Raw genomic sequence first — 18686 nt, forward strand, 5'->3', positions numbered from 1 at the left:
GGCACAAGCTACGGCTTGCGTTGCACTTGCGGCCTGGCGGCCTACTCCTCGCTGTAAGCCCAATCGACGCCGGCCTTGGTGTCTTTCACCACGATGCCCTGCTGCTTGAGCGAAGTCCGGATTTCGTCGACTTTGCCGTAGTCCTTGGCCGTTTTGGCTTCCTGGTAGAAATGCAGCGTGAGGCCCAACAAGTCCTCGGCGCGGGCACGGGGCTCGTCGCGCAGGCCCAGCACGTCCTGCACCAGCGTGTGGTAGGTGCCGGTAGCTTCGGCCAAAGCAGCGGGGCTCAGCTGGGCCAGGGTGGCGGGGTTGGCGGCGTAGCCATTGAGTTTACGGAGCAAATTGAACAGGCTGGCCAGCGTACGGGCCGTGTTCAGGTCGTCGTTGAGGCCCACGAAGCAGTCTTGGGCCAGCTTGCGCAGTTCGGTGTCGGCAGTGCTGGTGTCGGCGGCGGGCTCGACGGCTCCGTCGGGCAGTTGCAGCTTGCCCAGCAACCGCAGGCCGTTCATGAGCTTGCGGTAGCCCTTGCCGGCGCCCTGCAAGCCCTCGTCGGTAATATCAACGGGGCTGCGGTAGTGGGCCTGGAGCAGGAAGAAGCGGGCCGTCATGGGTGAATAGGCCTGGGTCAGCACATCATTTTCGCCGCTGAAAAGCTGGCTGATGGTGATGAAGTTGCCCAACGCCTTGCTCATTTTCTGGCCCTTGATGGTAATCATGTTGTTGTGCATCCACACCCGCGCTTCGTTGGTTGGATGCTCGCAGGCCTGGCTCTGGGCAATTTCGCACTCGTGGTGCGGAAACATCAGGTCCAGTCCGCCGCCATGAATATCGAACTCGGCCCCGAGATACTTACGGCTCATGGCCGAGCACTCCAGGTGCCAGCCGGGAAAACCTTCGCCCCAGGGCGAAGGCCAGCGCATGAGGTGGCGCTCATCGGCCCGTTTCCAGAGGGCGAAATCCAGGGGGCTGCGCTTTTCATCCTGGCCCGTGAGGTTGTCGCGCGAGCCGGCCAGCAGTTCCTCCACCACCCGGTTCGAGAGCTTACCGTACTCGCGGCCGGCGGCGTTGTAGGCCGGCACATCGAAGTACACCGAGCCGTTGGCTTCGTAGCCAAAGCCGTTGCCGATAATCTGCTTCACCATCTCAATCTGCTCGATGATGTGGCCGCTGGCGCGGGGTGTGATGTCGGGCGGCAGGCAGCCCAGAGCCACCATGTGGTCCTGGTAGAGGTTGGTGTAGCCCTCGGCCACTTCCATGGGCTCGACCTGCCGGGCACGGGCAATCCGGCCGATTTTATCCTCGCCCTCATCGGCATCGTCTACGAGGTGGCCTACGTCGGTGATGTTGCGCACGTAGCGCACCTTGTACTCCAGGTAGCGTAAGTAGCGCGTGAGTACGTCGAACACCACCGGGCCGCGGGCGTTGCCCACGTGGGCCTCGCTGTATACCGTCGGCCCACATAGGTATACGCCCACGAAAGGCGCATTCAGAGGTTCGAACGGGGCTTTCTGGCGGGTAAGCGTATTATAAAGCGAGAGAGGCTGCTGCATGGATGCAAAAGTAACCGCTGTTTGGCAGAGTGCGCGACCAGTTATGCTTTCGGCCCGCTTGGCGGCAGAGTAAAATAGTAACAGAACAGCTTATCAAACTAGAAATACTGCTTTCAAAGGCTGGAATAGCGAAAACAAAGTCCAAACCTTGGCTCAAATGGTATAAAATTCTGACTCGGCAGTTTATAAAGTTCCATTACCAGTATATGCAGCTGGCTTACCAGTATAAAAACAAAGCATTTCGGCGGCAGTTGCCACCTACTTTGCTGGTACTTCCGTCGGCTTCAACTGGTAAGTAGCCGTGGTCGGAAAATGGTCGGAGTACGGGATTTCGTAATTCACCCAAAAGTCGTTGACCTGCCAGCGGGGGCCGGCGAACTGGTTGTCGATGCGTAAGAAAGGGATGCGACCGTTGTAGGTGGTGCCGACGCCGTTGCCCACGCTCGTCCAGGCATTCTGGAAGTGGTTGGCCAGCTGGTCGTAGCTATAGCTGTAGGGCACGTCGTTGAGGTCGGCGCAGAGCAGGATGGGGTAACGGCAGCGGGCGAAGCGGTTCACCAGCGTATCGACCTGCCAGTGCCGCAGCATGGCCCCGCGCTTGAAGCGCCGGAGCAACCCCAGGCCCTTGCGCCGCAGCCCGGTTTTGCTCGAATAGCTGTCCACGATGTCCTTTTCTTCCATGCTCATGCTCTGCAAATGGAAGCTGTACACTCGGATGGTATCGTGGCTAGGCAGGCGCAGGTCGGCCCACATGCCGTGGTTCTGGGTGAGCTTGCCGAAGCCGATGGTGCCACGGTTCACGATGGGAAAACGCGAGAAGATGGCCATTCCGAACTCGGCCCCCATGCTGTTGGTGAGCGTCTTCGACAGGAAAGATTCCCGTCCGGCCTGCTTCCCAATCTTATCCATCGTCCGGAACACGGTGCCGTCGCCGCTTCTGGTGCCGGCGGGCTCGTTGTAGAACTCCTGCAGGCAGAGCACGTCGGCGGGGTTTTCGGCCAGCCAGCGCACCATTTCCCTCGATGATTGCAGCCCCTCGTTGCGCAGCTGCGGGTACACGTTGAAAATGCGCACGTTGGCCGAGAGCACCTTCACGACGGGTCCAGCGGCGGCCGTTTCGGTGGCTGTGCTCAGGCGCAGCGGGTGCAGGGCCAGCCCCCGCTGGAAATGGGGCCAGGTCAGCACGGCCAGCCCCAGCGGCAGCAGCGCCACCGGCCAACGCCGCAGCAGCCAGTAGCCGGCGGCCAGCAGGTTCAGGAGCAGCGCTATGGGCAGCGTGAGGGCTCCAAAAATGGCCGGCCAGAAGGTGTAGGCGGGCACCTGGGCGCAGGCAATGGCTACCAGCACCCACCCCATCACCAACAAGGTGCACTTAAAAGCAAACGAACGACGCACAGGCAACTTTTTTCCGCCAGACCTACTCAGTAAGGGGCAAAGATAGGCGTTCCGGACCGGCTCAACAGCTTGGCCATCTGCCTGGCAGTTGGCCCGGGTTTTGCGCCGACGATTACCTATCTTTCTCGCCCTTATTATTCGTATTCGTATGGCCCGTTTTTTTACTTGCTGTTGCCTGTTATTGATTTGTTTACGCCTGGAGGCCGCGCCGCGAGCCGCAATTGCGCCCGGCCCCGGGCAAACGCTCGAATTCGTGGAAAATAAGGGGCAGTGGCCGAAGGTGGTGCGCTACCAGGCCGAACTGCCCGGGGGCCGCCTCTACCTCACCCCCACCGGCTTCACCTATTCCTTCCTCGAACCGGCGGCCCTGGAGCGCCTCAACCACCGCCACGAAGCCCCCACCGACCAGCCCCGCCAGCCCGAACCCGCGGCCCCGGTACGCGGCCACGCCTACACCGTCTCGTTTGAGGGCGGCAACGCCCGGGCCCCGCTGATGCCCACCCAGCCCACCGCCGGCACCCGCAACTATTTCGTCGGCAGCAACGCCCGCGACTGGGCCGCCGATGTATCCGGCTACCGGCAGGTGCGCTACGAAGGCGTGTATCCGGGTATTGATGTGCAGCTCTACGAAAACGCCGGCCAGCACCTCGAATACGACTTTCGGGTGGCCCCCGGCGCCAAGCCCACCGATATCCGCCTGCGCTACGCCGGCCCCGACGTGGTGCGTCTGACGGCCGAGGGCCAGCTCCTGATTGAAACCAGCGTGGGTACCATTACCGAGCAGGCGCCCCAGGCCTGGCAGACCACGGCCAGCGGCCAGCGCCGCCCGATCAGCTGCCGTTTCGAGCTCCAGGGCCAGACGGTGCGCTTCCGCCTCGGGACTTACGACCCCAAACTACCGCTAATTATCGACCCGACGGTATTGTTTTCCTCCTTTACCGGCTCGCTGGCCGACAACTGGGGCTTCACGGCCACCTACGATGCCCAGGGCAATATGTACTCGGGCGGGGTAGCCTTCAACGTCGGTTATCCCACCTCCCCGGGCGCATTCCAGACCAGCTTCGCCGGGGTGGGCGACGTAGCCATCATCAAGTATAAAGTAACCAGCAAGGGGCCCGCAGCCCGCCTCTACGCCACCTACCTGGGAGGCAAAGACACCGACACCCCGCACAGCCTGGTTGTGAACGGCCGCGACGAGTTGGTTATATTGGGTACTACGGGTTCCAACAACTTCCCTGTCAGCAACGGAGCCTTGCAGCGCACGTTCCGGGGAGGCCCAACCAATGGCTTGCCAGGGGGCAAGATGGATTATCCCCAGGGCTCCGACCTTTTTGTAGCCACCCTTAGCTCCGATGGCTCGAAGCTGGTGGCCTCCACTTACCTGGGCGGTTCCGGCACCGACGGCCTCAATTATATGCTGTCCAATAATTACGGCGACCCATGGCGGGGCGACATATTAACCGATGGTGATAATAATGTGTACCTGGCGTCGGTTACGCAGAGCAGTGATTTCCCACTGGCGCAGCCCTTGCAAAGCCGCCTGCAAGGTGCTTCTGATGCCGTAGTATGTAAGCTGCCGCGGTTGCTTGACCGCCTTGTCTGGAGCACTTATTTGGGCGGATCTCAGAATGACGCTGCCTTCTCCCTGCAGCTCACTCCCGACCAGCACCTCTACGTTGCCGGCGGCACCACCAGCACCAATTTTCCGGCCGCGTCTACGGCTGTGCAGCCTAAGTGGAACGGGGGGCGCGATGGGTTTGTGGTTTGCTTTACCCCGGCCGGAACGGCCCTGCGCTATAGTACTTACCTGGGCACGGCCTCCGATGATCTGGCATTTTTCCTGCAGCTCGATAACAGCGGCGACGTATATGTGCTAGGCCAGACTAATTCAGCCGACTACCCCATTACGCCCGGGCTGTATGGCAACAAAGGCGCGCGGCAGTTTATCCATAAGCTTAGTGCCGACTTGCGCACCACTGCCTATAGTACCACATTCGGTACCCCCGGGCAGACCAACCTCTCGCCGACCGCCTTTTTGGTAGACGACTGCGAGCGGGTGTACGTTTGCGGCTGGGGTGGCATAAATAACCAGGGTTATAGTAACGGCTCTACCTCAAGGCTGAAAGTAACCCCGGATGCCGTGCAGGCCAACACCGACGGCAGCGACTTCTACCTGGCCCAGTTCGCGGCCGGCCTCACGGGCCTGGAGTACGCCACTTTCTACGGAGAGCAGGGAGGCCGGGGTGAGCACGTGGACGGAGGCACCTCGCGCTTCAGCAAGAAGGGCGTGGTCTACCAGGCCGTGTGCGGGGGCTGCCGAGCACCCAGGGGTTTCCAGTGCCGCCGGGGGCCAACTACTTCGACACCCGCAACGGCAGCACCAACTGCAACAACGCGGCCTTCGCCATCAACTTCGAAATTATAACGGCCGACCCCGGCCCCACCCGCTACGCCTGTGCCGCTGATGGCCCCATGTTGCTGGGCGGCTTACCGGCCGGCGGCACCTGGAGTGGCCCCGGCGTCACGCGCCTGTCCGATGGCCGCTACCAGTTCCAGCCCAGCCCGGCACTGGTGGGCCGTAACCTGCTGCTATACTCCGTTAAGTCCACTGGCATCTGCGTGAGCACCCGCCCGCTGGCCGTTATCGTGCCGCCCGTGCTTAACGTGAGCATTGCGCCGGTGCCGCCCCTGTGCGCCAGCGGTAACCCTATTACGCTCCAGGCCACCCCGGCAGGCGGCACCTGGAGTGGCCCCCGGGGGCTAAGCGGCAATGTATTCGACCCGCGCCAGTCGGGACCGGGCACTTTCACGCTCACCTACTCGCGCTCCGACTCGCTGGGCTGCGGTACGGGCAGCCGCACGGTGGTCGTGAGCCCGCTGCCCACACCCCAGGCCGGACCCGACCTCACGTTTTGCGCCTACGAAACCCAGCCGGTGCAGCTGACCGGAGCCTCGCCGGCCGGGGGCATCTGGAGCGGCCCCGGCGTGAGCCCCGGCGGCCTGTTTACGCCCCCCGATACCCGGCTGCAAGGCGGCATTTACACGCTCAGCTATACGGTTACGGAAAACGGCTGCCCGGCCACGGCCACCCGCCGGGTGCTGCTCGCGCCCTCGCCCAGCGTCAACTTCCCGCTGCGGGTACCCGTGTGCGAGAACTTTCCCGAGTACACCGGCCTGGCCCCGCTCACGCTCACGATGAAGCCTGTGCTGACGGGCGGCACCTACGAGTGGGATTTCGGCGACGGCAGCCCGGTTTCGCGCGAGGAAAACCCGCAGCACGTGTTCGAGCAGCCCGGCAAGTACAACGTCCGCCTGATAGCCCGTTACGCCAATTGCACGGTGGAAACCAGCTTTGCCCCGGTTATCGTGCACCGCACCTTCGTGCCCAACATCATTACGCCCAACCGCGACGGTAAAAACGACGAGTTCATCCCCTATTTCAGCTGCGAGCCCGCCACACTGCGCCTGTTCGACCGCTGGGGCAGTGCGGTGTACGAAACGGCCCATTACAACAACGACTGGCGGGCCGACGGCCTGGCCGATGGGCTGTATTTCTACCACCTCCAGGATGCAGCCGGGCGCACCATTAAGGGCTGGCTCACGGTGCAGCACTAGCCCCCGGTTGGGGTGGTATGCGCTTGCTTACCGTGGTTTCTTGTTGTATCTTTGTGCCCACAAGACCAAGTAAGACCAGAGGGGACGTATAGTCCCCTCTTTCTTTTTACCCGCCTCACGGGCGCTTTTGCTTATGACCCTCGACCGTAATCTTCTTTCGGAAATGCTCCAGAGCAGCCTGCCCATCGATGGCGACCTGTTCGTGGTCGATCTGGCCGTATCGGACTCGGTGCGGCCCAAAGTCACGGTCACGCTCGACGGCGAGCAGGGCCTGGGCATTGATGAGTGCGCGCAGATCAGCCGCCGGCTGGCCCGCCGTATCGAGGAGCACTACGGCGACGAGCTGAGCTACACGCTGGAAGTAACCTCGCCCGGGGCCGACCAGCCCCTGCGCGATGCCCGCCAGTATACCCGCCACGTGGGCCGCACCCTGAGCCTTAAGCTCCAGGATGGCACCGAGAAAACCGGCAAGCTCGAATCTATTCTGCCCGAGAGCATCGAGTTGGCCGAAATCGTTAAAGAGAAACACAAGGAGAAAATCCTGCCCGCCATTACCGTACCCTTCCAGGATATTGCCGAGGCCAGGGTGGTTATCTCGTTTAAATAGTCTGCTGGGGCTGTTGGCTAATAGCTGTTAGCTCATAGCCTTGTTCCTGAGTTATTCACTTTTTGGTAGTGGCTGGCAGCTCTTCCCGCATGGAAAGCTAACGGCCAACAGCTGATAGCTAAAAGCTTAAAAAAATGAACAGCAACGTCCTGATTGAATCGTTTGCCGAATTTGCCCGCTCGAAAAACATCGACCGGCCCACCATGATGAGCATCTTGGAGGAAGTATTTCGCACAATGATTCGCAAAAAGTACGACGACGATTCCAACTTCGACGTTATTCTGAACGTGGACCAGGGCGACCTGGAAATCTGGCGGAACCGCGAAATCGTGGACGACAACTCGGAGGATATCTGGGATTTCGATAAGATTCCGCTGGCGGAGGCTCAGAAAATCGAGCCCGACTTTGAGGTGGGCGAGGAAGTGGCCGAAGAAGTGAAACTCGAAGACTTCGGCCGCCGCGCCGTGCTCATGGCCCGCCAAACGCTGATTCAGCGCGTGAAGGATCTGGAGCGCGACTTGCTTTACCAGACCTATAAAGACCAGGTAGGGGAAATCGTGGCCGGCGAGGTGTACCAGGTGTGGGGCCGCGAAGCCCTTATCCTCGACAAGGACGACAACGAGTTGAGCCTGCCTAAAACCGAGCAGATTCCGAAGGACCGATACCGCAAGGGCGACACCATTCGCGCCGTGGTACACCGCGTCGATGTACTGAACGGCACGCCCAAAATCGTGCTTTCCCGCGCCGCCCCGGCCTTCCTGGAGCGCCTGATGGAGCAGGAGGTACCCGAGATTTTCGACGGCCTCATCACCATCAAGAACATCGTGCGCGAGCCCGGCGAGCGGGCCAAAGTGGCCGTTGAAAGCTACGACGAGCGTATCGACCCGGTAGGTGCCTGCGTGGGCATGAAAGGCTCCCGGATTCACGCCGTGGTGCGCGAGCTCGAAAACGAGAACATCGACATCATCAATTACACCGATAACCTAGAGCTGTACATCGCCCGGGCCCTGTCGCCGGCCAAGCTCACGTCGATGAAAATCAACGAGCAGACCGGCCGCGTATCGGTATTCCTGAAGCCCGACCAAGTAAGCCTGGCTATTGGCCGGGGCGGCGCCAACATCAAGCTGGCTTCGCGGTTGGTAGGGATGGAAATCGACGTGTTCCGCGATGCGGGCGACTTTGAAGAGGATATTGCCCTCGACGAGTTCCGCGACGAGATTGAAGGCTGGGTACTCGATGAACTGAAGAAAATCGGACTCGACACCGGCCGCGCCGTACTGGCCGTGAACCTCGACGACATCGTGCGCCGCACGGAGTTGGAGGAGGAAACCGTGGAGGAGTTGTTCCGCGTGATCCGAAACGAATTCGATGACGAAGCGGAAGCGGCTCCCAAGCCCCGCTTTGCCGACGACGAGGACGACAGCAACGATACCGACGAGGCGGCCCCAGCCGGGAATCCGGTAGCAGAAACCGCGACGGCAACGGCGGCGGATGAAACTGCTGCAACCACCGAAGCAGCCCCAGAATCCATTACTGAGCCGACCGAAACGCCAGAAGCTACTGACGAGCTAGCCGATGAGGTCGAACCAACGGCGGCTGCGGATTCCGAGCCGCTTAAAAACGAGGAAGCACCAAATTCCGGCGCCGCGCAATGAGTGCCCGGCGGCCGGTACGGCAAGGGCGTTGAAATCAGGTCGGACGACTTGATTTCAACGTCGCCCGGCAAGATTTAATGTAGTACCTTTGCAACTGAATAAGAGTATCGTTCGCGAGCACAGAATGGCGGAAGCATCAACTAAACGGCTCAATCAGGCGGCCAAAGACCTGAATGTCGGCACTTCCACAATCGTGGATTATCTGACTGACAAAGGGCATTCCATCGAGAATAAACCCACGACCAAGCTAACGGCTGAGCAGGTAACCCTGCTCAACAAGGCGTTTGCGTCGTCGGTGCAGGACAAGAAGGAAGCCGAGAAAGTCAGTCAGGCCAAGCGGCAGAGCGAACTCGAAGCTGCGGCGGCTCAGTCCCGCGCGGCCATGGAGTCTCGCCCTGCCCCAGCAGCCGCTGCTGCTGCTCCGGCTGCGGCTCCCGCCACCGAAACCCCTAAGCCGGCAGCTGAGCCAGCTCCTGCAGCTCCGGCTCCGGTTGCTGAGGCTCCTAAGCCAGCAGCCCCGGCCCAACCTGAACCCCCTCGGGCACCGGGTCTGAAAGTGTTGGGCAAAATTGAGCTCGACTCGAAAGGCCGTCCCGTACGGCCGAAGCCCGTTGCCGCCGAAACCCCCAAGGCTCCTGAGCCTAAGGCCGAAGCGCCGAAAGCTCCCGAGCCCAAAGCAGTAGAGCCCAAAGTTGCTCAGCCTAAGGCCGAAGCGCCCAAGGCTCCTGAGCCTAAAGCTGAGGTCCCAAAGGCTCCCGAGCCTAAAGCCCCCGAGGTGAAGGCTCCGGCTGCTCCGGCCCCGGAGGCGAAAGCCCCCGAGGTGAAGGCTCCGGCTGCCGAGGCTCCTAAAGCTGCTGAGTCCAAACCTGCTGATGCCAAGCCAGCCCCAGCCGCTGCTACGCCGGTTGCCCCGGCTGCCGAGGCGGAGGCTGCTCCGGTTGAGGATAGCACCATCGTGGCCAAAGCCGACCAGCTCAAGGGCCTGACGGTACTTGGCAAAATTGAACTACCCGCCGATTCGTCGCGCCGGGGTCGGGGGGCTCGCCCCGTGGCTTCGTCCGACGTCCGCAAAAGCGGCATCGATAAGAAGAAGCGTCAGCGCATCCCGATGAATGGCCCCGGCCAGCAGGGTGGTGGCGCCCCCCGGCCTACCGGCACTGGCCAAGCTGCCCGCCCAACTGGTACAGGCCCGGCAGCCAACCGTGCTGGCGGCCGTGGTGGCAACACCAATACCCGCCAGCCCGCCGTACCGCTCACGCCCGAGCAGAACGACAAGCAGATTCAGGAGCAGATCAAGGCCACATTGGCTAAGCTCAGCGGTGGCAAAGGCAACCAGCAGAACCGCGCCAAGTACCGCCGCGACAAGCGGAGCAACGCGGCCGATGACCGCGAGGCCATGCGGGCGCAGAACGAGCTGGATTCCAAGACGCTGAAAGTAACCGAGTTCATCTCGGCCAACGACCTGGCTTCGCTCATGGACGTGTCGGTGAACGAAGTGATTAAGGTGTGCCTGAACATGGGCATGTTCGTTTCGATCAACCAGCGCCTCGACGCCGAAGCCATTACCGTAATTGCCGACGAGTTCGGCTACGATATTGAGTTCCTATCGGCGGAGGAAGAGGAAACGGTAGCCGAAATTGAGGACGATGAGGCTGATCTGCAGCCCCGCGCCCCCATCGTGACCATCATGGGTCACGTCGACCACGGCAAGACCTCGCTGCTTGACTACATCCGGAGTGCCACGGTAGCCAAAGGCGAAGCCGGCGGCATCACGCAGCACATCGGGGCCTACGACGTGATGACCAAGTCGGACAAGCGCGTAACGTTCCTGGATACACCGGGTCACGAAGCCTTTACCGCCATGCGAGCCCGTGGTGCCAAAGTCACCGACATTGCCATTATCGTGGTAGCGGCCGACGACTCGGTGATGCCCCAGACCCGGGAAGCCATCAACCACGCCCAGGCGGCTGGAGTACCCATCGTTATTGCCCTCAACAAAATCGACAAGCCCGGCGCTAACCCCGATAAGGTGCGCGAGGAGCTGTCGGTGATGAACATTCTGGTAGAAGAGTGGGGCGGCAAGTATCAGAGCCAGGAAGTATCGGCTAAAACCGGTGCCGGCATTGATGATTTGCTGGAGAAAGTGCTGCTCGAAGCCGAGATTCTGGAGCTCAAAGCCAACCCCGACCGCAAGGCCGTGGGTACGGTTATCGAAGCCTCGCTCGATAAAGGCCGCGGTTATGTAACCACCATTCTGGTGCAAACCGGCACCATGGAAGTAGGTGACATCGTGCTGGCTGGTCCGCACTTTGGCCGCGTGAAAGCCATGACTGACCACCGCGGCAAGAAGATGAAGAAAGCTGGTCCGGCCACGCCGGTGCAGGTCCTTGGTCTGACGGGCGCGCCCCAGGCTGGCGATAAGATTCAGGTAATGGACTCGGAGCGCGAAGCCCGCGAACTGGCCACCCAGCGTCAGCAGCTAGCCCGCGAGCAGAGCATGCGCACCAAGAAGCACATCACCCTCGATGAGATTGGTCGCCGTTTGGCTATCGGCTCGTTCAAGGAGCTGAACGTGATTGTAAAAGGCGACGTGGACGGCTCGGTGGAAGCACTGGCCGACTCGCTGCTCAAACTCAGCACTCCGGAAATTGCCATCAACATCCTCAGCAAAGGAGTGGGTGCTATTTCGGAGTCCGACGTGTTGCTGGCTTCGGCCTCCGACGCCATCATCATCGGTTTCCAGGTTCGCCCTTCGGTGAGTGCCCGCAAGCTGGCCGAGCAGGAGCAGATCGATATCCGCCTCTACTCCATCATTTACAACGCCATCAACGAGGTGAAGGATGCCATGGAAGGCATGCTGGCCCCAACGGTGAAGGAAGTAGTGGTGGCCAACGCCGAAATCCGCCAAGTGTTCAACATCACCAAAGTAGGCGCCATCGGTGGCTGCATGGTGACGGACGGCACGTTTACCCGCAAAACCAAGGTGCGCCTCGTGCGCAACGGCATTGTGGTGTACTCGGGCGGCATCAAGGACCTCAAGCGCTACAAAGACGATGTGTCGGAAGTACGCCAGGGTTACGAGTGCGGTATCTCGCTCAAGGACTTCGACGACCTCCAGGAGGGCGACAACATCGAAGGCTTCGAGGAGCAGGAAATCAAGCGGACGCTGTAAGCAGCCGACGCTGGTTTATAAAGCAGGAGCGGGTTTCAGTCTTTCGGGATTGGAACCCGCTTTTTTGTGGGCGGCTAGGGTTAACAGGGTTTGCTCCTTGACGAAGAAGCAGAAAATCCTGCTTCGCGTGTCGTTGCGCCTAGCCGCTGAACCGGGCAACGATACGCGAAACAGGAGCTTCGCGCTACAAGCCGACTGACTCTCTGATGCGGCGAAGCATGCCTTCCTGTAAAGCAAAAGCGTCGGACCAAATGGCCCGACGCTTTTGCTTTACAGAGAATATGACGATCAGTATTAGAAGAACAAGAAGTGCTTTTTGCGGCCGCTTTTGTTCTTAAGAGGCTTGCCCTTGGGGTCGGTGAAGCCAGCGGGGCGCGTCTGGCCACGTTTCTGGCGGGCCGTACCGATGCGGGTATCCTTGTATTTGCGGACCGTGAAGCCCCCGGAGCCCTTATCGTACTGGCGGGCTGGGCCGGCGGCGCGGCCGAAGCTGGTATTGGCCGTGCTACCACCCGAACGGGCCTCCAATAGTTCGAGTTGCTGGTCGCGTTTAGCCTCATCGGCGTTCATGCTCATGCGCCGCTGCACATTGGTAATGTCGGTGGCCGAGGCCTTACCCCGCTTGCGAGCCTGCCGGTCGGCTGCCCGCTGGGTCTGGGCCGCGTCGCGGGGCTGGCCGTCGAGCACGGCAGTCTGGGCATGAGCGGCCGTGCAGGCAGCAGTAAGTAGCAAAAGGGAAAGCAGTTTCTTCATAGCGGCAAAAGGGTCGGGAGGCGAAATAGCCCCGTGAAGGACATAAAAATCCAACTAGCCAGACACTAAGTTAGTTCACCGGGGACTAAAACTTGTAAGTCAGGCCGATACCGAGGGTTTCCTTGAACTGAATCCGCCGCCCCCGGGCCCCTTCGGCCCCACCCTTGATGGGTACGGGCGTATCGTCGTCGTAAATCAGCACCGTAGCAATGTTGGCACTTACCCAATCGTTGACCGAAAAATCGAGCAGGTTTACCCAGTTCACGTCGGTATTGAGGGGCTTATGGAAATAGTTGTTGAAGAGCTCCAGGCGGGTTTGGTATTCGATGTTGCGGAAGACCGTCTGGCGGTAGCGCACATTCACGTAGGACCCCATTTCGGCCCGGAACTGCTGGCCCGTACCGGGCACGATGCGGCCGGCAGCGTCGCGGCGGCCCTCCTGCACGCCAAATGCGCCTGCGTCGGCCAGGCGCTGGTTGCGCACAATGGTAAACTTGCCCGTGAGGGGCGAGAGCAGCACCGAGAAATGCTCGTTGGGCCGGTATTCCCAGCCTACGGAGGCCAGCACGAAGGCCGGGGCCAGAAATCCCGACGCAATGGAATCGGGCTGGTCGATGGAGCGGGTTGTCGAAAACTGCGACTTGAAGTTGAGTTGGCCCGCGTACGACCAGCCAGGGGCATACTGGCGGGCATAGCGGCCGTTGATTTCCAGCCGGTCGTCGCTCTTACGCAGCCGCCCACCCCCCTCGCTCACGAGGCCGTACACCACGTCGAGGGCACCGTCGAAGGTGTGGTTGCGGTTGCGGAAGTGGGCAAACGAATTGCCGATGGCCAAGCCCGAAAGCGAACTTTGCCCTCCGGCCGGCCAGTTGCTAAGGCTGATCTGGCTGACGTTGAGCGAGGCTGCGCCCCCATAATGCCAACCCCGCAACGTGTCTACCTTGATAGGTACTTTGTAGGGCTTCACGATAGGGGTGCCTTCATCCTGGGCGCGGCCCGGTAGCGCCAGGCCACCTAGCAGCAGTACCGTCAGCAGCAAATTAAACCAAGTGGGGCGGTTACTTTGGGAAGTAAGCGTTGAAGCCATAGCAAACAGGAGCAAAAGAGAAAGCCGGTTTCCGCGCCTCCGACAGGCGCAGAAACCGGCTTTCACAAAGTTACGCAACGCTTAGCCGCGGGGAGCCCGGAGCGCGTCGCGGATTTCACCCAGCAGCAACTGGTCTTTGGTCGGCAATGGGTCGGTGACGGCCACCACTTCTTGGGGCTTTTTATAGCGGTTGGCAATTTTCACGAGCCAGAAGATGGCGAAGGCCATCAGCATAAACGTGATGATGGAATTCAAAAACAGGCCGTAATTAATGGTGGCCGCCTTGGCTGCCTTGGCCGCTTCGAGCGATTCATACGTTTTGCCATCCAACGCTAAGTACCACTCCTTGAAATCGAGCCCACCGGTGAGCAGCGTCAGGATGGGCATTAGAATATCGTTGGTGAGTGACGTGACAATACCACTGAACGCGCCGCCAATGATAACACCAACCGCTAGGTCGAGCACGTTGCCCTTCGAAATGAACTCTTTGAATTCGGAAACAAAGCCCATAAGCTGGAGATGGTTGAGAGGAAGGCAAAAGTGAGCGGTCCAAATATAGAAATTTTCTTATTTGAGGCTCAGCCAATGAATTATCGAGTCCGAAGATGGCCATTCTGGTCTTGGGGCGAATGAATTTTTCGTTTAACCCGGCTTTTTGGCTGGTCAACTGGGCCGCGGGCCGGGCGTTTAGGGTGCGTCATTTCATCCTATCTTTGCTCCTAGCACTAGTGCCCGCTACTCTACCCGCCCATGACCTCTTTCGCCACCCTGCTCTACGACCTCGACGCCGAAACCGGCATCCTCACCATTACCCTCAACCGCCCCGATAAGCTCAACGCCCTCAACGCGGCCACCATTGAGGACATTCGCACGGCCGTACAACGAGCCCAGGACGACCCCCAGGTGCGCGGCGTCATCCTGACGGGCAGCGGCGAGAAGGCCTTTGTGGCCGGGGCCGATATTGCCGAACTTACTCAGCTCGATGAGATTTCGGCCCGCCGGGCTTCCGAGCGGGGGCAGGAGGCCTTTTGCATGATTGAGGAAAGCGCCAAACCCGTTATCGCGGCCGTGAACGGCTTCGCGCTGGGCGGGGGCTGCGAGTTGGCCATGGCTTGCCATATTCGGGTGGCGGCCGAAAACGCCCGCTTCGGCCAACCCGAAGTGAACCTGGGCCTGATTCCGGGCTACGGCGGCACCCAGCGCCTGGCCCAGCTGGTGGGTAAGGGCAAGGCCATCGAGCTGCTACTCACGGCCGACATGGTGAAGGCCGATGAGGCGTTGCGCCTGGGCCTCGTCAACCACGTGGTGCCGCAGGCCGAGCTACTCGGTTTCTGCCGCCAGCTGCTAGGCCGCATCCTCACTAAGGCTCCCCTGGCCCTAGGCATGTGCCTCGACTGCGTGAATGCCTACTATGACCAGGACCGCCACGGCTACCAGACCGAAGCCAATGGCTTCGCTCGCTGCTTCGGCTCCGAAGATTTCCGCGAAGGCACCGCCGCGTTCCTGGAAAAGCGGCCGGCTACCTTTACAGGCAATTAAGAATTAAAAATTGAGAAAAGAATTGAAAGTGGTTGGCAGTAATTGCGCTGCCATTATGCCCTGCTGAGGTACCATTTTCGATTCCCATTCTTAATTTCTACTTCTTACTTCTTACTTGAATTAAGAATGGGAATTGCGAAAAAGCTGGCTTCGCAGACGGCGATTTACGGGGTGAGCAGCATTGTGGGCCGGGTGGTCAACTTTATGCTTGTACCCGTGTATACCGGGCGGTTTGCGGCGGCTCAGTATGGTATTGTAACGGGGCTGTTTGCTTACGTGTCGTTTCTGAACGTGGTGTTCACCTTCGGGATGGAAACCACATATTTCCGCTTCGCCAACCGCCCCGGCACCGACCGTCGGGAGCTCTACGACCGGGTGCTGACGCTGCTGCTGTTGAGTAGCGTGGTGCTCACGCTGCTGCTCATGCTGCTGGCCCGGCCCCTGATGGAACTGCTGGGCCTGCCGCCGGGCAAGGAGCGCTATGCCTTCTGGATTGCCGGCATTTTGGGTCTCGATGCGCTGGCGGCCCTGCCGTTTGCCCGGCTTCGGCTCGAAAATAAGGCCCGCAAATTTGCCGCCATCCGGCTGGCCAATATTGCGCTCAACGTGGGGCTGAACCTGTTTTTCATCGTGTTCTGCCCCGACGTGCTGGCCGGCGAATACCTGGCTGGCCTCGCGCCGCTGGTGCGGGCTGTTTACGACCCCACTTTGGGCGTGGGCTACGTGTTTCTGGCGAACTTGGCGGCCAGCGCCTTCACGCTGCTGCTGCTGGGCCGCGAGCTCACTGACTTCCGCTTCCGGCTGAACCTGGAGCCGTTGCGGCCGCTGCTCAAGTACGCCTACCCCATTATGCTCATGGGCCTGGCAGGCATGGTGAACGAAACGCTGGACCGAATTTTACTGCCCCGCTGGCTGCCCAAGGGGTTCTACCCCGGCCAAAGCAGCTTGGCGGCGGTGGGTATTTACGGGGCCTGTTACAAGCTCAGCATCCTGATGAGCCTCGTGATTCAGGCCTTTAAGTACGCGGCCGAGCCGTTCTTCTTCGCCCAGAGCACCGACCAGAACTCGCCCCGTACGTTTGCCTTGGTGCTTAAGTGGTTCACGCTCTGCTGCGCCATGCTGTTCGTGGGCGTGAGCGTCAACCTCGACTTGGTGGCCCGGGTATTCCTGCACCGGCCCGAGTACCTGCAGGGCCTGGCCGTGGTACCGGTGCTGCTGCTGGCCAACCTTTTCCTGGGCGTGTACTGGAACCTGTCGGTGTGGTTCAAGCTGACGGATAAGACTTATTACGGCACTTATCTGGGCTTTGCGGGCGCGGTGCTCACTATTGCTCTCAACTTTCTGCTAATTCCGGTGCTCGGTTACATGGGTTCGGCGCTGGCCACGCTGGCCTGCTATTTTATGATGGCCGCGCTCTGCTGGTGGCTGGGCGAAAAGCACTTCCCAGTACCCTACCCTATGGCCCGGCTACTGACCTGGCTGGGGCTGGCCGTGGTGGTAGTGGCCGTCAGTTGGTACGAGCCGGTAGCACCGGGCTGGGGCCGTTACGGCTTCCACGCGCTGCTTACGTTGGGGTTTGTGGGGCTGATAGCGGCCGTAGAAGGCCGCCGGTTGCGGAGTCTCTGAGGTGTTTCACCCCGTTACTCCCCCGCCCCTAAACTTCTATCTTTGCCTCAAACCCTTGCCTCTAGACTCCAGCATGCAGATTCCTGTCATCAACCGCTCGCGCCATCCGTTGCCCGAATACCAGACCGCCCACGCGGCCGGCCTCGACGTGCGGGCCAACCTCGCCGAGCCGGTTACGTTAGGGCCTTTGCAACGCGCCCTCATCCCAACGGGTCTGTTCCTGGAAATTCCGGTAGGTTACGAAATGCAGGTACGGCCCCGTAGCGGGCTGGCTTACAAGCACGGTATCGGCCTCGTCAACAGCCCCGGCACCATCGACGCCGATTATCGTGGCGAGCTAAAAGTGCTGCTCGTGAATCTGTCGGACCAGGAGTTCGTAGTACAGGATGGGGAGCGGATTGCCCAACTCATTGTAGCCCGCCACGAGATAGTAGCCTGGCAGCCCGCCGAAACCCTGTCCGACACCGGCCGCGGTACCGGCGGCTACGGCTCTACCGGCTCGGTCTGAATTTTTCAATTAGAAATTGAAAATGAGAATTACTATTTGACTGTTTTTAATTCGCTGTCTTTTATTTAAAAATGACAACGAATTATACAGGAACAGTTTAATTGATTTTTCATTCGCAGTTTTTGATTTTCCATTTAAAATTTTTTAATTATTTCCTGTATGAAAATCATCGTCCCGATGGCCGGCATGGGTAAGCGCATGCGCCCCCACACCCTCACTGTTCCCAAGCCCCTGATTCCGATTGCCGGCAAGCCCATTGTGCACCGGCTGGTTGAGGACATTGCCAAAGTGTGCGGTGAGCCGGTGGAGGAAGTGGCCTTTATCATTGGGCGCAGCTTCGGCAGCGAGGTAGAAAAGGACCTCGTAAAAATTGCCGAATCGGTAGGTGCCAAGGGCACGATTTGCTACCAGGACGAAGCGCTGGGTACGGCCCACGCCATTCTGTGCGCCCAATCGGCGCTGGAAGGGCACGTGGTGGTAGCCTTCGCCGATACGCTCTTCAAGGCCGATTTCATTCTCGATTCTTCCGTTGATGGCACCATCTGGGTGCAAAGCGTAGAGGACCCCAAGCCCTTCGGCGTAGTGAAGCTCGACGATAAGGGCCAGATTACCGACTTCGTGGAGAAACCCCAGGAGTTCGTATCGGATCTGGCCATCATCGGCATCTATTACTTCCGCGACGGCGAGTACCTGCGCCAGGAGTTGCAGTACCTGCTCGACAACGACATCAAGGACAAGGGCGAGTTCCAGCTCACCAATGCCCTCGAAAACATGAAGAACAAGGGCACCCAGTTCGTGCCCGGTCGCGTAACCGAGTGGCTCGACTGCGGCAACAAAGACGCCACCGTGTACACCAACCAGCGCTACCTGGAGTTTTTGAAAGAGCGGGGGGAGGAATTGCAGGCTAAGTCGGCTAAAATCACGAACTCGGTCATCATCGAGCCAGTGTATCTTGGCGAAGATGTGGTGATTACCAATTCGGTGGTCGGCCCCCATGTTTCGGTGGGTGCGGGCACCAAAATAAGCGGCTCCGTCGTTGCCAATAGTATCGTGCAGCAGTCGGCTACCGTGGAGCACGCCAACGTGGCGGGTTCGATGATTGGCTCCCATGCCACCATCAGCGGCACGCCTCACGATTTGAGCGTGGGCGATTACAACACGCTGCGCGTCTGAAACTGA

General features: G+C 60.1%; 13 protein-coding genes and 1 pseudogene. 9 read left to right on the top strand and 5 right to left on the bottom strand.

The features are described from left to right. Window positions 1-41 precede the first annotated feature (41 nt). Together cysS and CDA63_RS00980 are read right to left on the bottom strand one after the other, a co-directional pair. Entirely contained in the window at window positions 42-1550 is a 1509-nt protein-coding gene (gene cysS, locus CDA63_RS00975) for a cysteine--tRNA ligase (protein ID WP_088462573.1), read from the bottom strand. A 258-nt stretch (window positions 1551-1808) separates the two neighbouring features. Next, window positions 1809-2945, bottom strand: coding sequence for an endonuclease/exonuclease/phosphatase family protein (locus CDA63_RS00980; protein WP_126546669.1), 1137 nt, complete (start codon window positions 2943-2945; stop codon window positions 1809-1811). Between the two features lie 181 nt (window positions 2946-3126). Between CDA63_RS00980 and CDA63_RS21170 the strand changes: the two genes are divergently transcribed. From CDA63_RS21170 to infB, 5 genes and pseudogenes are all read left to right on the top strand, one after another. Beyond that, the gene (locus tag CDA63_RS21170) at window positions 3127-5370 is read left to right on the top strand and encodes a DUF7948 domain-containing protein (protein ID WP_088462575.1); all 2244 of its coding nucleotides are present in this window, start codon (window positions 3127-3129) and stop codon (window positions 5368-5370) included. Then, window positions 5259-6560 (top strand): T9SS type B sorting domain-containing protein, encoded by a 1302-nt coding sequence (locus tag CDA63_RS00990; RefSeq protein ID WP_242434516.1) that lies wholly within the window; start codon window positions 5259-5261, stop codon window positions 6558-6560. The genes CDA63_RS21170 and CDA63_RS00990 overlap by 112 nt, the downstream gene beginning before the upstream one ends. A 133-nt stretch (window positions 6561-6693) precedes the next feature. After that, a complete protein-coding gene (locus CDA63_RS00995) occupies window positions 6694-7167 on the top strand; it encodes a ribosome maturation factor RimP (RefSeq protein ID WP_199797474.1) in 474 nt (157 codons plus the stop codon). A 134-nt stretch (window positions 7168-7301) separates the two neighbouring features. Continuing rightward, window positions 7302-8537 (top strand): annotated as a pseudogene (nusA, locus tag CDA63_RS01000) (transcription termination factor NusA); the annotation flags it as partial. A 409-nt stretch (window positions 8538-8946) separates the two neighbouring features. After that, window positions 8947-11994: a translation initiation factor IF-2 gene (gene infB, locus CDA63_RS01005; protein ID WP_088462578.1), complete on the top strand. Its 3048-nt coding sequence runs from the start codon at window positions 8947-8949 to the stop codon at window positions 11992-11994. Window positions 11995-12288: 294 nt separating this feature from the next. Here infB and CDA63_RS01010 read toward each other — a convergent pair whose 3' ends face one another. The 3 genes from CDA63_RS01010 to mscL all read right to left on the bottom strand — a co-directional run bounded on the left by CDA63_RS01010 (window position 12289) and on the right by mscL (window position 14344). After that, window positions 12289-12747, bottom strand: coding sequence for a hypothetical protein (locus CDA63_RS01010; RefSeq protein ID WP_088462579.1), 459 nt, complete (start codon window positions 12745-12747; stop codon window positions 12289-12291). Between the two features lie 85 nt (window positions 12748-12832). Next, the gene (locus tag CDA63_RS01015; protein ID WP_088462580.1) at window positions 12833-13834 is read right to left on the bottom strand and encodes a DUF3078 domain-containing protein; all 1002 of its coding nucleotides are present in this window, start codon (window positions 13832-13834) and stop codon (window positions 12833-12835) included. 81 nt (window positions 13835-13915) lie between these two features. Beyond that, the gene (mscL, locus tag CDA63_RS01020) at window positions 13916-14344 is read right to left on the bottom strand and encodes a large conductance mechanosensitive channel protein MscL (protein WP_088462581.1); all 429 of its coding nucleotides are present in this window, start codon (window positions 14342-14344) and stop codon (window positions 13916-13918) included. A gap of 240 nt (window positions 14345-14584) precedes the next feature. Between mscL and CDA63_RS01025 the strand changes: the two genes are divergently transcribed. From CDA63_RS01025 to CDA63_RS01040, 4 genes are all read left to right on the top strand, one after another. Further along, entirely contained in the window at window positions 14585-15373 is a 789-nt protein-coding gene (locus tag CDA63_RS01025; RefSeq protein WP_088462582.1) for an enoyl-CoA hydratase/isomerase family protein, read from the top strand. Window positions 15374-15499: 126 nt separating this feature from the next. Then, entirely contained in the window at window positions 15500-16999 is a 1500-nt protein-coding gene (locus CDA63_RS01030) for a polysaccharide biosynthesis C-terminal domain-containing protein (RefSeq protein ID WP_088462583.1), read from the top strand. Window positions 17000-17072: 73 nt separating this feature from the next. Continuing rightward, window positions 17073-17507 carry a dUTP diphosphatase gene (gene dut, locus CDA63_RS01035; RefSeq protein WP_088462584.1) on the top strand — a complete coding sequence of 145 codons (435 nt, stop codon included), beginning with the start codon at window positions 17073-17075 and terminating at the stop codon, window positions 17505-17507. A gap of 159 nt (window positions 17508-17666) precedes the next feature. Next, window positions 17667-18680 (top strand): sugar phosphate nucleotidyltransferase, encoded by a 1014-nt coding sequence (locus CDA63_RS01040; RefSeq protein ID WP_088462585.1) that lies wholly within the window; start codon window positions 17667-17669, stop codon window positions 18678-18680. The last annotated feature ends 6 nt before the right edge of the window (window positions 18681-18686 follow it).

This window comes from Hymenobacter amundsenii (genome assembly GCF_002204745.1).
GTDB classification, from domain to species: domain Bacteria; phylum Bacteroidota; class Bacteroidia; order Cytophagales; family Hymenobacteraceae; genus Hymenobacter; species Hymenobacter amundsenii.

Bases quoted from the DNA above. Each gene is read 5' to 3' on its own strand.
- infB (WP_088462578.1), top strand. From the start codon at position 8,947: ATGGCGGAAGCATCAACTAAACGGCTCAATCAGGCGGCCAAAGACCTG.
- CDA63_RS01030 (WP_088462583.1), top strand. From the start codon at position 15,500: ATGGGAATTGCGAAAAAGCTGGCTTCGCAGACGGCGATTTACGGGGTG.
- CDA63_RS01040 (WP_088462585.1), top strand. From the start codon at position 17,667: ATGAAAATCATCGTCCCGATGGCCGGCATGGGTAAGCGCATGCGCCCC.
- CDA63_RS01010 (WP_088462579.1), bottom strand. From the start codon at position 12,747: ATGAAGAAACTGCTTTCCCTTTTGCTACTTACTGCTGCCTGCACGGCC.
- CDA63_RS01015 (WP_088462580.1), bottom strand. From the start codon at position 13,834: ATGGCTTCAACGCTTACTTCCCAAAGTAACCGCCCCACTTGGTTTAAT.
- mscL (WP_088462581.1), bottom strand. From the start codon at position 14,344: ATGGGCTTTGTTTCCGAATTCAAAGAGTTCATTTCGAAGGGCAACGTG.
- dut (WP_088462584.1), top strand. From the start codon at position 17,073: ATGCAGATTCCTGTCATCAACCGCTCGCGCCATCCGTTGCCCGAATAC.
- cysS (WP_088462573.1), bottom strand. From the start codon at position 1,550: ATGCAGCAGCCTCTCTCGCTTTATAATACGCTTACCCGCCAGAAAGCC.
- CDA63_RS00995 (WP_199797474.1), top strand. From the start codon at position 6,694: ATGACCCTCGACCGTAATCTTCTTTCGGAAATGCTCCAGAGCAGCCTG.
- CDA63_RS01025 (WP_088462582.1), top strand. From the start codon at position 14,585: ATGACCTCTTTCGCCACCCTGCTCTACGACCTCGACGCCGAAACCGGC.